At 40.0% G+C, this 14,446-nt stretch carries 13 protein-coding genes; 7 read left to right on the top strand and 6 right to left on the bottom strand.

Annotation, left to right across the window (positions count from 1 at the left end; all coding sequences use genetic code 11):
* Nucleotides 1-2 precede the first annotated feature (2 nt).
* Together INQ00_RS06255 and uvrD are read right to left on the bottom strand one after the other, a co-directional pair.
* The gene (locus tag INQ00_RS06255; protein WP_165818892.1) at nt 3-1,007 is read right to left on the bottom strand and encodes an ABC transporter permease subunit; all 1,005 of its coding nucleotides are present in this window, start codon (nt 1,005-1,007) and stop codon (nt 3-5) included.
* A 107-nt stretch (nt 1,008-1,114) separates the two neighbouring features.
* A complete protein-coding gene (gene uvrD / locus INQ00_RS06250) occupies nt 1,115-3,292 on the bottom strand; it encodes a DNA helicase II (protein ID WP_197546525.1) in 2,178 nt (725 codons plus the stop codon).
* Between the two features lie 146 nt (nt 3,293-3,438).
* On the opposite strand from uvrD, the gene INQ00_RS06245 reads away from it, so the two are divergent.
* Nucleotides 3,439-4,485 (top strand): ABC transporter substrate-binding protein, encoded by a 1,047-nt coding sequence (locus INQ00_RS06245; RefSeq protein WP_197546524.1) that lies wholly within the window; start codon nt 3,439-3,441, stop codon nt 4,483-4,485.
* 66 nt (nt 4,486-4,551) lie between these two features.
* On the opposite strand, the gene fdhD is transcribed toward INQ00_RS06245, so the two are convergent.
* The gene (gene fdhD / locus INQ00_RS06240; protein ID WP_197546523.1) at nt 4,552-5,361 is read right to left on the bottom strand and encodes a formate dehydrogenase accessory sulfurtransferase FdhD; all 810 of its coding nucleotides are present in this window, start codon (nt 5,359-5,361) and stop codon (nt 4,552-4,554) included.
* Between the two features lie 275 nt (nt 5,362-5,636).
* Between fdhD and fdnG the strand changes: the two genes are divergently transcribed.
* Genes fdnG through fdhE form a run of 4 tightly spaced genes read left to right on the top strand, consistent with a single transcriptional unit; the run spans nt 5,637 to nt 11,350 of the window.
* Nucleotides 5,637-8,735, top strand: coding sequence for a formate dehydrogenase-N subunit alpha (gene fdnG, locus INQ00_RS06235; RefSeq protein WP_197546522.1), 3,099 nt, complete (start codon nt 5,637-5,639; stop codon nt 8,733-8,735).
* A 1-nt stretch (nt 8,736) separates the two neighbouring features.
* A complete protein-coding gene (fdxH, locus tag INQ00_RS06230; RefSeq protein ID WP_054417980.1) occupies nt 8,737-9,672 on the top strand; it encodes a formate dehydrogenase subunit beta in 936 nt (311 codons plus the stop codon).
* Entirely contained in the window at nt 9,665-10,381 is a 717-nt protein-coding gene (locus INQ00_RS06225; RefSeq protein WP_005696396.1) for a formate dehydrogenase subunit gamma, read from the top strand. Before fdxH ends, INQ00_RS06225 begins: the two co-directional genes overlap by 8 nt.
* 60 nt (nt 10,382-10,441) lie before the next feature.
* Nucleotides 10,442-11,350 carry a formate dehydrogenase accessory protein FdhE gene (gene fdhE, locus INQ00_RS06220; RefSeq protein ID WP_197546521.1) on the top strand — a complete coding sequence of 303 codons (909 nt, stop codon included), beginning with the start codon at nt 10,442-10,444 and terminating at the stop codon, nt 11,348-11,350.
* Nucleotides 11,351-11,405: 55 nt separating this feature from the next.
* Here the strand turns inward: fdhE and rimI are convergent, their stop codons facing one another.
* The 3 genes from rimI to INQ00_RS06205 are packed head-to-tail and all read right to left on the bottom strand — an operon-like array spanning nt 11,406 to nt 12,853.
* The gene (gene rimI, locus INQ00_RS06215) at nt 11,406-11,846 is read right to left on the bottom strand and encodes a ribosomal protein S18-alanine N-acetyltransferase (protein ID WP_197546520.1); all 441 of its coding nucleotides are present in this window, start codon (nt 11,844-11,846) and stop codon (nt 11,406-11,408) included.
* A gap of 5 nt (nt 11,847-11,851) precedes the next feature.
* Nucleotides 11,852-12,256 (bottom strand): DNA polymerase III subunit psi, encoded by a 405-nt coding sequence (locus tag INQ00_RS06210; RefSeq protein ID WP_197546519.1) that lies wholly within the window; start codon nt 12,254-12,256, stop codon nt 11,852-11,854.
* Between the two features lie 3 nt (nt 12,257-12,259).
* Nucleotides 12,260-12,853, bottom strand: coding sequence for a hypothetical protein (locus tag INQ00_RS06205; RefSeq protein WP_054417986.1), 594 nt, complete (start codon nt 12,851-12,853; stop codon nt 12,260-12,262).
* 87 nt (nt 12,854-12,940) lie between these two features.
* On the opposite strand from INQ00_RS06205, the gene rsmC reads away from it, so the two are divergent.
* Together rsmC and INQ00_RS06195 are read left to right on the top strand one after the other, a co-directional pair.
* Nucleotides 12,941-13,933, top strand: coding sequence for a 16S rRNA (guanine(1207)-N(2))-methyltransferase RsmC (rsmC, locus tag INQ00_RS06200; RefSeq protein ID WP_197546518.1), 993 nt, complete (start codon nt 12,941-12,943; stop codon nt 13,931-13,933).
* 10 nt (nt 13,934-13,943) lie between these two features.
* The gene (locus INQ00_RS06195) at nt 13,944-14,441 is read left to right on the top strand and encodes a YbhB/YbcL family Raf kinase inhibitor-like protein (protein WP_197546517.1); all 498 of its coding nucleotides are present in this window, start codon (nt 13,944-13,946) and stop codon (nt 14,439-14,441) included.
* The last annotated feature ends 5 nt before the right edge of the window (nt 14,442-14,446 follow it).

The raw sequence follows: 14,446 nt of genomic DNA, 5'->3' as shown, positions 1-14,446 counted from the left end.
CCTTATTGATGGCGAATACGTGGGTTTACCACGCCATAAAGTAAATCGATCGTCAAATTCACCACAATAATAATTGTAGCAATAATCAACACGGCGCCTTGTAAGACGGGATAATCGCGATTGGTAATCGCATCAATAATCCATTTACCGATGCCCGGCCATGAGAAAATTGTTTCGGTTAAAACTGCACCAGATAATAACTGCCCTACAATCAAGCCCACAACGGTCACAACAGGGATGAGCGCATTGCGCAGTGCGTGAAAAATGACAATTCGGGTATAGCTTAAGCCTTTAGCTTTTGCGGTACGAATATAATCTTCCCCTAACACTTCCAACATTGAGGAGCGAGTCATTCGGGTAATCACTGCAAGTGGAATGGTACCTAGCACAACAGCAGGGAGAATCAATGACTTAACTGCATTTTCAAAAGCACCTGGTACACCTGAAAGCCAAGTATCGATTAACATAAAACCGGTTGGTGTATCGATCCAGAAACTGTCTTCTAAACGTCCCCCTTGTGGCAAACCAAACCAAGGTGAAACATATAAGATCAAAATTAATCCCCACCAGAAAATTGGCATGGAATAACCCGTTAAGGACATGGCTGTCACCGTATGAGAAATCCAACTATCTTTTTTGACGGCCGCAATCGTTCCGAGCGTAATACCCGCAATTAACGACCAAAATAGCGCAAAGAAAGCTAATTCAAACGTGGCAGGAAAGAGTGTGAAAAATTCAGTCAGAACAGGCTGTCGAGTACGGAATGACTCACCAAAATCACCTTGTATCACATTGCCAATATAATTGAAATATTGCTGATACAACGGTAAATCGAGACCAAGTTGCTTCATCATTTGTTGATGAACTTCTGGCGTTAAACCTCGCTCTCCCATCATAATCTCCACGGGATCACCCGGAATAAAATGAATGAGAGCAAAAGTCACAAAAGTAATGGCGATAAAGGTAGGAATCACCATTAAAATACGTTTTAAAATAAATTTAAACATCTACTTCCCACATGATAAAGTGCGGTCGTTTCTTCGAACGTTTTCGCACTGGCATATTGAATATGAACACTAATATTCATACTCGTTGCAATAAAATCCTCCCGATTCTACCGCACTTTTTCTAATTTTGCCAAATGCGCAATCAGCCACTTAATACCTTGAGCTTGGAAAGCAATTTGTAAACGGGTGTTATTGTCTGAACCTTCAACGTTTATCACTGTGCCAAAACCAAACTTGTCATGTTTCACTTTTTGCCCCATTTTCCATTCATTTTCAGGCAAACTCGTGCTTAAACTTCCTACTTTTGCTTGGTTTAATGCTCGGGTGACTGTTCCACGCAAACGGATTTCTTGAATACACTCTGGTGGCAATTCTGTAATAAAACGCGAAGGTAAATGGCGTTCTTCTTTCGTGTAAACACGACGACTTTCAGCATAACAAATGGTGAGTTTTTGCTTAGCACGGGTAATGCCCACATAAGCAAGACGGCGTTCTTCCTCCAAACGACCAGGCTCTTCAAATGAACGGAAGCTTGGGAATACGCCCTCTTCTACCCCCACCATAAATACGCGCGGGAATTCCAAGCCTTTTGCTGAGTGTAAGGTCATCATTTCCACACAAGATTGATGCGGTGAAGCCTGCTCTTCTCCCGCTTCTAAAGAAGCATGAGTTAAAAAGGCGGTAAGATCGGTCATATCCTCTGCTTCATCAGGTTTGATAAATTCTCGGGTTGCCGTCACCAATTCTTCTAAGTTTTCAATACGTACTTCACCTTTCTCGCCTTTTTCCTGTTTATACATATCGTATAAGCCAGAATGTTTAATCACGAAATCAGTTTGTGCAAACAGTGGCATTTCGGCTGTATCCACCTGTAAAGAATTAATCAACTCTTGGAAACGAAGCAATGCGGTTGAAGCGCGTCCCGTTAGCATATTTTCTTGTGTGGCCACTTGCACTGCTTGCCATAAGGTTATTTGACGTTCACGGGTTAAATTTCGTAACACATCTAAAGTACGATCACCAATACCACGCGTAGGCGTATTAATCACACGTTCAAACGCGGCATCATCTTGACGATTATTAATTAAGCGTAAATACGCCAATGCATCTTTAATTTCTTGGCGTTCGAAGAATCGCATCCCGCCATAAATCCGATAAGGAATTTGGCAACGAATCAAGGCTTCTTCAATAACACGAGATTGGCTATTACTACGATATAAAACAGCACAATCATCTAATTTCCCACCGTCATCTACCCAATTTTGGATTTGAGACGCCACAAATTTTGCCTCATCTAATTCATTAAATGCTGCATAAATACCTACTGGCTCCCCCATTTCACCGTCGGTCCATAAATTCTTACCGAGACGATCACTATTATTCGAAATAAGTTGGTTGGCACTTTTCAGGATATTGCCGGTAGAACGATAATTTTGCTCCAAACGAATAGTTTCAGCGTTGAAATCTTTTAGGAATTTTTGAATATTTTCGACTTGCGCACCACGCCAACCATAAATGGATTGGTCATCATCGCCCACAATCATCACTTTACCCATATTACCCGCAAGAATTTTGATCCAGGCATATTGGATTTTATTGGTATCTTGAAACTCATCCACCAAAATGTGCTGAAAACGTTGCTGATAGCGTTGTAAAATTACGGGCTTTTTAGCAAATAATTCATACGCACGAATTAACAATTCAGCAAAATCCACCAATCCCGCACGATCACAAGTATCTTGATAAATTTGATAAATCTTAATCCACTCTTTTTCCTGGCGATCTCCAAAATCATTAATATCTTGCGGTCTTAAACCTTCATCTTTTTTATTATTGATATACCAGCACGCTTGTTTCGGTGGAAATGCTTTATCATCATAATTGTGCAATTTCATCAAGCGTTTCACTAAACGAAGTTGGTCTTCAGAATCCAAAATCTGGAAATCTTGTGGCAAGTTCACATCTAAATGGTGAGCGCGTAATAATCGATGGGCAATGCTATGGAATGTCCCAATCCACATACCAAATAGATTCGATTGAGCATGTTTGGATAAGGTATCTTGAATACGATGACGCATTTCAGCAGCGGCTTTATTGGTAAAGGTGACCGCCATAATGCTGCCTTCAGAAATATTTTCTACGGCAATCAACCAAGCAATACGATGAGTCAAGACGCGAGTTTTACCACTTCCAGCCCCCGCAAGCACAAGGTAATTGCCAAGTGGTGCAGCCACTGCTTCACGTTGTTTATCATTCAAGCCATCAAGTAATTCTGAAATATCCATTGCTCTTATTTTAATCTGGTTAAATTTACAGGGATTATAGTGGGAATTATATTTTTAAACAACCTGATATTTACAAATTTACTCCTCCCCTTTATATTAGCAATATCAAATAATTACTAAACATTGACGAAGTTAAAGGAGACACAATGTCAATTAAAACAACGCTAAAATTAACCGCACTTTCAGCCCTAACCGCCCTCGCGTACACTTCTCACGCACAGGCTGAAGGAAAACTTACCGTCTATTGCAGCGTACAAAACGTAGTATGCGAAAAAGTCACTCAAGCCTTTAGTAAAAAATACAATGTAGATGCACAATTTGTACGTAATAGTACAGGCGTCGTATTAGGCAAAATTAAAGCTGAAAAAGAAAACCCACAAGCTGATTTCTGGTTTGGCGGCACAATTGAGCCACATCTTCAAGCGGCTGAATTAGGCTTACTTGAATCCTATCGCTCCCCATTACAAAAAGACATCATGCCGCAGTTTAAATCTTTAATGGAGCAACGTGGTAATTTCACTTCTGTTATTTACTTAATGGAACTTGGCATTGGGGTAAATACTAAAAAATTAAAAGAATTGAATATTCCTGCACCACAATGCTATGCGGATCTCATCAAACCTGAATATCAAGGCCAAATTCAATATCCTGATCCGCGTGTATCAGGCACGGGCTATTCCCTTATCAGCACCTTTTCCACATTATGGGGAGAAGAAAAAGCCTTTGACTATCTGAAAAAACTAGAACCCAATCTAATGCAACATACCAAAACAGGCCTTGCAAGCAACTATTTGGCTAACGGTACCGTAGCGATTGATTTAGGTTTTATGTTGGTTTATCCGCGTGAGAAGAAAAATGGTGCGCCAGTTGAAGGAATTTTACCATGCGAAGGCGTGGGCTATTCTTTAGGCGGGGCAAGCATCATTAAAGGAGCTAGAAACCTTGATAATGCCAAACTATTTATGGATTTCGTGCTAAGCAAAGAAGCCCAAGAAATTCCTTGGAAAGAATCAGACTCTTATCAACTTCCAACCAATATCCATGCAGAACCTGCACCAGATTTCCTGCCAGCTAGCAAATTAAAACTGATAGATATTGATTTTATGAAATTTGGTACGGATCAAGAAGGCAAACGCCTGACTCAACGTTGGGTTTCTGAAGTACTCTTAGAGGGTAAATCGCCAAAAGAATAAACGGAATAAAAAAAAGTGCGGTCAAAAATAAGAATGTTTTTGGCTGCACTTTTTAATAGATAAAACTTAAGCTAAAACCAATCGCTCTTTACCCACATAGATATTGGCTTTTCCTGGGCGAGCAAAGCCGATAAGGGAAAGATTGTGTTGTTCGGCCATATTGACAGCAAGATCTGTTGCTGCCGAAATCGCAACAAGTAATTCGATACCACAAGCTACCGATTTTTGAACCATTTCATAACTGGCTCGGCTTGAAACAAGTACGAATCCTTGCGGTTGATTTTGTTTAGCATGCCAGCCGATTAATTTATCTAGCGCAACATGTCGCCCGACATCCTCTCGAATCGCCAGTAAATTGCCGGATAAATCAAAAAAGGCAGCTGCATGTGTAGCCCCTGTTTCTTTCCCGAGTTCTTGATTGGCTTGTAATTGTTCTAAGCAACCATCTAATAAATTTAAATTAAATTGGAAAGTGCGGTCTAATTTTGGCAATTTTTTATAAACTTGTGAGATTTGTTCTGTGCCGCAAATGCCACATCCTGTTCTGCCTGTTAATGTTCGACGATGATCTTTTAATGCCACAAATTGGCGGCTAGATAATTCAATTTGCACTTCGATTCCATTGCATACTTCCACCACATCAATGCCATAAATATCCGCTTTTTTCTCAATAATACCTTCTGCGAGTGAAAAGCCTAAAGCAAAATCCTCTAAATCTTGTGGAGAACACATCATAACGGTATGCGCAATACCATTATAGACAAGTGAAACAGGGACTTCCGCAGCGAGACTATCTTGTTTTTCAATAAAAAGTGCGGTCGGATTTTCAGGTGTTTTTTTAAAAAAATTGATTGTTTTTTGGATTATCCAGTGCATTATTTTTTCCCAATAAAATGGTTGTAGTATAATTGTTACGATTTTTTAACAAAAAATATTTATTTTGTGATCTAGCTCAAGTTTTGAAACGATTATAACAAGTTTTGATTATAGATTTCAGGTTAAAAAATAGTTAAAATTATCCCTGTTTAAATTGGTCATTATTATAGCCGATTTAATGGTTGATACGTTATTTTAACGAAATCAAATAAATTATCTATACGAATTTATACTATCGAAATATCTTAACGGTTCGCCGTTATGAAGGAGTGATTATGCAGGTCTCTAGACGTAAGTTCTTTAAGATCTGTGCAGGTGGTATGGCGGGGACGTCTGCGGCAATGTTGGGCTTTGCACCATCATCTGTTTTAGCAGCGCCACGTGAGTACAAATTATTACGGGCATTTGAATCCCGTAACACCTGTACATATTGTTCTGTAAGCTGTGGTATGTTGCTATATAGCACAGGTAAACCTTACGATTCCTTAAGCAGCCACACAGGTACCAATACCCGTTCTAAATTATTCCACCTTGAAGGTGACCCAGATCATCCGGTAAGCCGTGGAGCGTTGTGTCCGAAAGGTGCAGGTGCGTTAGACTATGTTAATAGTAAAAGTCGCGTACTATATCCTGAATATCGTGCTCCAGGTTCTGACAAATGGGTTCGTCTTTCTTGGGAAGAAGCAATCAAACGCGTTTCTCGTTTACTTAAAGATGACCGTGATGCTAACTTTGTTGAAAAAGATGCAAGTGGCAAAACTGTTAACCGTTGGACAACTACAGGTATTATGACCGCCTCTGCTATGAGTAATGAGGCCGCACTTCTTACCCACAAATGGGTTCGAATGATGGGCATAGTGCCGATGTGTAACCAAGCGAATACTTGACACGGACCAACGGTAGCAAGTCTTGCTCCATCATTTGGTCGCGGTGCCATGACAAACAACTGGGTTGACATTAAAAACGCCAATCTTATTATCGTTCAAGGCGGTAACCCTGCTGAAGCTCACCCTGTTGGCTTCCGTTGGGCGATCGAAGCGAAGAAAAACGGTGCAAAAATCATCGTAGTTGATCCTCGCTTTAACCGTACAGCGTCTGTAGCTGACCTTCATGCGCCAATTCGTTCTGGTACTGATATCGCATTCTTAATGGGTGTGATCCGTTACCTATTGGAAACCAATCAAATCCAACACGAATACGTTAAACACTATACCAATGCTTCATTCTTAATTGATGAAGGCTTCAAATTTGAAGATGGTTTATTCGTAGGTTTTGATGAAGAAAAACATGCTTACGATAAATCAAAATGGAATTACCAATTTGATGAAAATGGTTTTGCCAAACGTGATATGACCTTACAAGATCCACGTTGTGTGATTAATATCTTGAAAGATCACGTCTCTCGCTATACCCCAGAAATGGTTGAGCGTATCACAGGCGTCAAACAAAAAACCTTCTTACAAATCTGTGAAGAGATTGGTAAAACCTCTGCTCCAAACAAAACTATGACGCACTTATATGCGTTAGGTTTAACTGAGCATACAATTGGTACACAAAACATTCGCTCAATGGCAATGATCCAATTACTCTTAGGTAACATGGGTATGCCAGGCGGTGGTATTAATGCATTGCGTGGACACTCAAACGTTCAAGGTACAACTGATATGGGCTTATTGCCGATGTCTTTACCAGGTTATATGCGTCTACCAAATGACAAAGATAGCTCTTACGAACAATACATTAATGCGATTACGCCAAAAGATATCGTACCAAACCAAACAAACTACTATCGTAATACGTCGAAATTCTTCGTCAGTTTGATGAAAACGTTCTATGGTGATAAAGCAACCAAAGAAAATGGTTGGGGCTTCGATTTCTTACCAAAAGCAGATCGTTTATACGATCCGATCACTCATGTTAAGTTAATGAATGATGGCAAATTGAACGGTTGGATTTTACAAGGTTTCAACGTATTAAACTCATTACCGAACAAAAACAAAACTGTTGCAGGTATGAGCAAATTGAAATTCTTAGTGATTATGGATCCACTTCAAACTGAATCTTCTGAATTCTGGAAAAACTTTGGTGAATCAAACGATGTAAATCCAGCTGATATTCAAACTGAAGTATTCCGTTTACCAACTACTTGTTTCGCAGAAGAAGATGGCTCTATTGCCAACTCTGGTCGTTGGGCACAATGGCACTGGAAAGGCTGTGACCAACCAGGTGAAGCACTACCAGATGTTGAAATTCTTTCTATGATTCGTGAAGAGATGCATCATCTCTATCAAGAAGACTTGAAAAAAGGTATTCAACCAAAAGGTTTAGAATCTTTCGAAGCGATGACTTGGAACTATGTACAACCGCATGCACCAAGCTCCGCAGAGTTAGCAAAAGAATTAAATGGTTATGCCCTTGAAGATCTTTTAGATGCAAACGGTAATGTGGTTTATAAGAAAGGTCAATTACTTAACGGATTCGCTCACTTACGTGATGACGGTACAACCTCTGCGGGTAACTGGATATACGTAGGTCAATGGACTGAAAAAGGTAACCAAATGGCAAACCGTGACAATTCTGACCCTTCAGGTTTAGGTTGTACATTAGGTTGGGGCTTCGCATGGCCAGCAAACCGCCGTGTTCTTTATAGCCGTGCTTCACTTGATATTAACGGTAATCCTTGGGATAAACACCGTCAATTAATCAAATGGAACGGTAAAAACTGGAACTGGCATGATGTGGCTGACTATGGTACACAACCACCAGGCTCTGATGCGGGTCCATTCATTATGTCTGCAGAAGGTGTAGGCCGTTTATTTGCAGTAGATAAAATTACAAGTGGTCCAGTGCCTGAGCACTATGAACCAATTGAAAGCCCAATTGATACTAACCCACTGCATCCAAGTGTAGTCTCTGATCCGACAGTTCGTATCTATAAAGAAGACCGCGAATTTATCGGCTCAAATAAAGACTTCCCGTATGTGGCAACGACTTATCGTTTGACCGAGCACTTCCACAGTTGGACTGCTCAATCTGCATTAAATATCATCGCTCAACCACAACAATTTGTGGAAATCGGTGAAAAATTAGCGGCAGAAAAAGGTATCCAAAAAGGTGATATGGTGAAAATTACTTCTCGCCGTGGCTACATTAAAGCCGTCGCAGTCGTAACGAAACGTTTGAAAGATTTAGAAGTCGACGGACGTACCGTACACCATATAGGTCTTCCAATTCACTGGGGGATGAAAGCCTTAAATGGTAAAGGTAACCGTGGTTTCTCCACCAATACCTTATCACCATCTTGGGGTGAATCGGTTACACAAACACCAGAATATAAAACATTCTTGGTAAATATCGAGAAGGCGGAGGCATAATATGGCAGGAAATGGTCAAGGCGTTCAATCGCAAGACATTATCAAGGTCTCCGCTACGTCTGGTTTTACGCCGGCACCTCAAGCGCGAGATCATAAAGTTGAAGTAGCAAAATTAATCGACGTATCTACCTGTATCGGTTGTAAAGCCTGTCAGGTGGGCTGTTCAGAGTGGAATGATATCCGCTCTGACGTCAATGCAAAATGTGTAGGGATCTACGATAACCCAGTAGATCTCAACGCAAAAGCATGGACGGTAATGCGCTTTAACGAAGTAGAAGAAAATGATCGTTTAGAATGGTTAATCCGTAAAGATGGTTGTATGCACTGTTCAGAACCAGGCTGTTTAAAAGCTTGTCCTGCACCTGGTGCAATCATCCAGTATGCGAACGGTATCGTGGATTTCCAATCTGATAAATGTATCGGTTGTGGTTACTGTATCGCAGGTTGTCCGTTCAACATTCCACGTATGAACCCAGACGACAACCGCGTGTACAAATGTACCCTTTGTGTGGATCGTGTTTCTGTAGGCCAAGAACCGGCTTGCGTGAAAACATGTCCAACCGGTGCAATTCGTTTTGGTTCTAAAGAAGAAATGAAACTCTACGCTGAACAACGTGTTGCTGACTTAAAATCACGTGGTTATGAAAACGCGGGCATCTATGACCCTGAAGGCGTGGGCGGTACACACGTAATGTATGTATTACATCATGCTGATAAACCAGAGCTTTATTCCGGTCTTCCTAAAGATCCACAAATTGACCTCACCGTCACTGTGTGGAAAGATATCTTGAAACCGGTAGCCGCTGTAGCAATGGGTGGTTTAGCACTTGCTGAAATTGGTCACTACTTAGCTGTAGGTCCAAACGTGGAAGAAGATGTAGAAGATCATCACGAAAAATTTGAAGAAGAAGATAGAAAAGGGGGCAAAGATGAGTAAGATTGAGATTAGCAATGATACTCGAATCATTCGTCATAGAACGCCTGCTCGTTTTAGCCACTGGCTACTCGTAATCTGCTTCTTTATGACAATGTTCACTGGTGTGGCATTCTTCTTCCCAGATTTTGCGTGGTTAACTGAGATTTTAGGTACTCCGCAACTGGCACGAGCAATTCACCCGTTCACCGGTATCATTATGTTTGTTGCCTTTATTTTCCTTGGTTATCTTTACTGGGATCACAACATTCCAGAGAAAAACGATATCCGCTGGTTAAAAGGCATGCTTGAAGTATTAAAAGGAAATGAACACGCTGTTGCTTATAACGGTAAGTATAACCTTGGTCAAAAAATGTTATTCTGGACATTGAACTTGGCGATGGTTACCTTGCTTGTAACCGGCATCATTATGTGGCGTCAATTTTTCTCGCACTACTTCTCTATTCCGGTATTACGTTTTGCGATTTTACTTCACTCTTTAAGTGCATTCATGTTGTTCACCGGTATCTTGGTACACATGTACATGGCATTCTGGGTAAAAGGCTCCATTCGTGGTATCGTGGAAGGCTGGGTAACCGTTCGCTGGGCGAAAAAACACCATCCAAAATGGTATAACGAAGAAGTACTTCCTAAGCTAGAAGAAGACCTTAAAAACGAAGCTGAAGGTAAAAAAGTAAAAACCAAAGCATTGTTCAAAGGTATCAATGGCTAAAATCAAAAAGTGCGGTTAAAATTGACCGCACTTTTTCTTATAAATACTTAAGAGACAATTATGAGTATCAAAATCTTATCTGCAGACGAAATCAAACAAAAAACGAATTCATACGATATTCCGCCTGTTTTATTTGCTAACCCTAAAAATCTTTATCAACGTCGTGCAAAACGTTTAAGAGAATTAGCGAAAGATCATCCATTGGCTGATTATTTACTCTTTGCTGCAGATGTTGTGGAAAGCCAATTAAGCGTATTTGAAAAAAATCCATTAGAAAAACAGCATTTCGATAATTTAGATGAACTTGAACCGTTAAATACTAAAACATTTAAACGCTCAAGCATTTGGATTGAATATCTCAAAGAAATTTTACATAGCATTAAACCAAAATCGAATGAACAGGTTCTTGCTACGATTGAGAATCTTGAAAAGGCCTCTGATAAAGAGCTTGAAGAAATGGCTAGCCATCTTTTAAGCCAAGAATTTAATTTAGTGAGCACAGATAAAGCTGTCTTTATTTGGGCTGCGCTTTCTCTTTATTGGTTACAACTGGCTCAACAAATTCCTCATAACAGTCGCCAAGAAGGAACTGACAATCTACATTACTGCCCTGTTTGTGGTTCTGCACCCGTGTCAAGTGTTGTCCATATCGGTACTTCACAAGGTTTACGCTATTTGCACTGCAATCTCTGTGAAAGTGAGTGGAATTTAGTGCGCGCACAATGTACAAACTGCGATGAACACAAAAATCTTGAAATGTGGTCATTAAATGAAGAGCTTGCTCTTGTTCGTGCAGAAACCTGTGGCGATTGCCAAAGCTATTTAAAAATCATGTTCCAAGAAAAAGATCCGAATGTTGAAGCGGTAGCCGATGATTTAGCATCAATTTTCTTAGATATTGAAATGGAAGAAAAAGGCTTCGCACGCAGTGGATTAAATCCATTTGTCTTCCCAGCAGAAGAAGTGTAATGTCTTATTTTTCAGATAAACAAAGTGCGGTCAAAATTGGCCGCACTTTTTCATTCTAGAGATAACATGCCATCACGACAGCATTTTCTCGTCCACCATCTGATTTTGGATAATAATTCTTACGAATATCAACCTCATTAAATCCTAGCTTTTCATAAAGGAAACGAGCCGGATTCGACTCTCGTACTTCCAGCCAAAGGGTTTGAATACCTTTCTCTTTAAGCTTATCCATTAAACCTTGCAATAAAAACGAACCGTATCCCTTTCCTTGTTGAGCTGGATCAATCGCAATATTAAATAATGTCGCTTCATCTAATACCATTTGGCAAATAGCAAAACCCAGCACTTGCTCCTTTTCCACTAATTTCAAATTGAGATAACGCTCGCCGATATTATTTTTCAATGTTCCCAATGACCAAGGCACTAAATGTGCAGCTTGTTCAATTTCATATAAGCGATCCATATCGCATTCTTCAATAGGAAATAGAGAAGCCATAATGATTAAATTTGTTGGATTTGTTGCCAAAGCTCACGCTTAGCTTGGCTATCTTGCTGGAATTGTTGCCAATCAACAGAGCGATAAACTCGCTCTGCATTTAGGCAATAAGGCAAAGTGCGGTCGATTTCATCAGCATTTTTAGCCAATAACCAATACCTCACAGAATGTTGTAATGTGATATGTTGAATTTGATCGAAATTCAGGCAAAGGCAATCTTCTTTTTTGAGCTCTAGCGCAAGTCGAATATCTGAAAAAAGCGGTGAACTTGAGAGATTATCATTGGCCACCACAATAAATTTCACTTGTTCTAAAACACTCACACCTACCGCCCCTTGCAATACTTCTGGGCGATAGAGCTGCCAACGGGTTATTCCCATTTCATTTAAAAGAAGATTGCGTCTATCCATAGATTAACGAGCAATAGTATCTAACGGATAATCTCTTAAACCTTTAACAATCGCTTTTTCTTGCGCATCTGTTGGTTTTTCTTGATATGCTTTTAAGCTACGGAAAGAAAGAATGTTTTTCGCTTGATAAACCACGGCGATAAAGCGTTGGAAATCTTTACCATCACAAGCATAGTAAACATCTGAAGCGTTACCAATCGTTTTTAACTCACATACTTTTTTGTTTGCATCAAGATATTTTGTTGTTAATTCAGGAACGTGAGAAACATCTTTTAAATAATAGGTTTCGCTCATAATGAATTTACGATTGCTACGATCTACGCTTGCCGCACCACTTAAGAAACGCGGATCTTCTGATTTATCAAAGGCTTTTGTTTGTTTATAGAATTTCTCGCCATTGAATGTGACTTCTTGATTACCATTTTTGATGCGCTCAAACTGCGCATCTAAGCTTTGCGCTTGTGCAGCAGGTAATTCAACTTTTGAGCTTGTTGTTGGTAAGGTTGAAGTTTTTTGTTTGCTACCTTGAAGTTGTTCGATTAATTGACAGCCAGACAATAAACTTGCCATTGCGACTGCGGTGATGATTTTTTTCATAAATAATTCCTTAATAAATACGTTTAAATCGTTTTCTTTTGTTAGAATAACACGTAATTTTAACCAATAAACCACAGGATTTAAAGCGTGATTTCTCTCGAAAGCGAAGTTTTACAACGCCATCTTCCCCTTTTTAGCGGTAAATCAATTCTTCTTGCCGGCGGCATTAATGATGATTTTCCTCAAATATTGCAAAAACATTGCCAATCTGTGCAGGTTTGGAGTTGGTATTTTGATTATGCCAAAACACAAAGTGCAGTCAATTTTGAGGTTGAATTTCAGCCGCAAGCCGATTTGATTATTTATTATTGGACGAAGAATAAACAAGAAGTGAATTTTCAGCTGATGCAACTACTCGCCAAAAGTAAAATTGGTCAAGAAGTGTTGATTATCGGTGAAAATCGTTGTGGCGTCCGTTCTGCTGAAAAACTGCTTGAACCTTATGGTGAAATTGGCAAAATCGACTCAGCGCGTCGTTGCGGTTTATACCATTTTTCCTTACAAAAACAACCGCACTTTGCTCTTCAATCTTATTGGAAATGCTACCAAAATAATGTATTAGGCGATCTCCGTATTTTCAGCTTACCGGGTGTATTCAGTGCCAATGAACTTGATAATGGAACATCACTTCTACTTTCTACCTTAACATCGCCAATTCAAGGCAAAGTATTAGATGTTGGTTGCGGGGCGGGTGTCATTGGTTCCATGATCAAAAAACATCACCCTAAAGCGGATATCACAATGACTGATATTCATGCAATGGCAATTCAATCTGCTCGTCAAACGCTTGCTGAAAATCAGCTTGAAGGTCAGGTTGTCGCAAGTGATGTGTTTTCCCACATTGAGGGAAAATTTGATCTGATTATTTCAAACCCGCCTTTCCACGATGGAGTCGACACGGCTTATCGTGCAGTGAAAGAACTTATTCAACAAGCAAAATGGCATTTAACGGCAGGCGGAGAACTGCGTATCGTTGCTAATGCATTTCTCCCCTATCCCGATTTATTAGCGCAACATTTCGGGAAATTTGACGTCCTTGCTCAAACCACCAAATTTAAAGTGTATTCCGTGAGAAATTAAGGAGAAAACAATGTTTGTAACCAGTTCAGCTATTCAAAATGGTGCCTTTGAAGACAAATATGGTAAACGCGGCACACAATTTAGCCCAAATGGTATGCCGACCTACTCTATTCCGTTTGAAATTCACGATGCCCCTCTAGGCACTAAATCCTTTGCAGTTGTCTTAGAAGATAAAGACGCAATTACGGCGAGTGGCTTTGTGTGGATTCATTGGCTCATTGCAAATCTTGAACGTACGGTTATTCAAGAAAATGAAAGCCAAACTGCAACAGATTACGTACAAGGTGCAAATACTTGGGCAAGTAAATTAGGTCAATTTAATATCGAAGAAGCCTCATTCTATGGTGGTATGGCCCCACCAAACTGCTTACATCGTTACGAGCTTATTGTGTATGCACTTGATACCAAACTCAACCTCAAACCGGGATTCCGTTTTAATGATCTGCATTTTGCGATTCAAGGGCATATTTTGGATCAAGCTGTGATAATGGGCACCTATGATGTTTAATCATT

This window comes from Haemophilus parainfluenzae, from assembly GCF_014931275.1.
In the GTDB taxonomy this organism is placed as follows: Bacteria; Pseudomonadota; Gammaproteobacteria; order Enterobacterales; family Pasteurellaceae; genus Haemophilus_D.
This window is presented reverse-complemented; position numbering and strand designations above follow the sequence as displayed.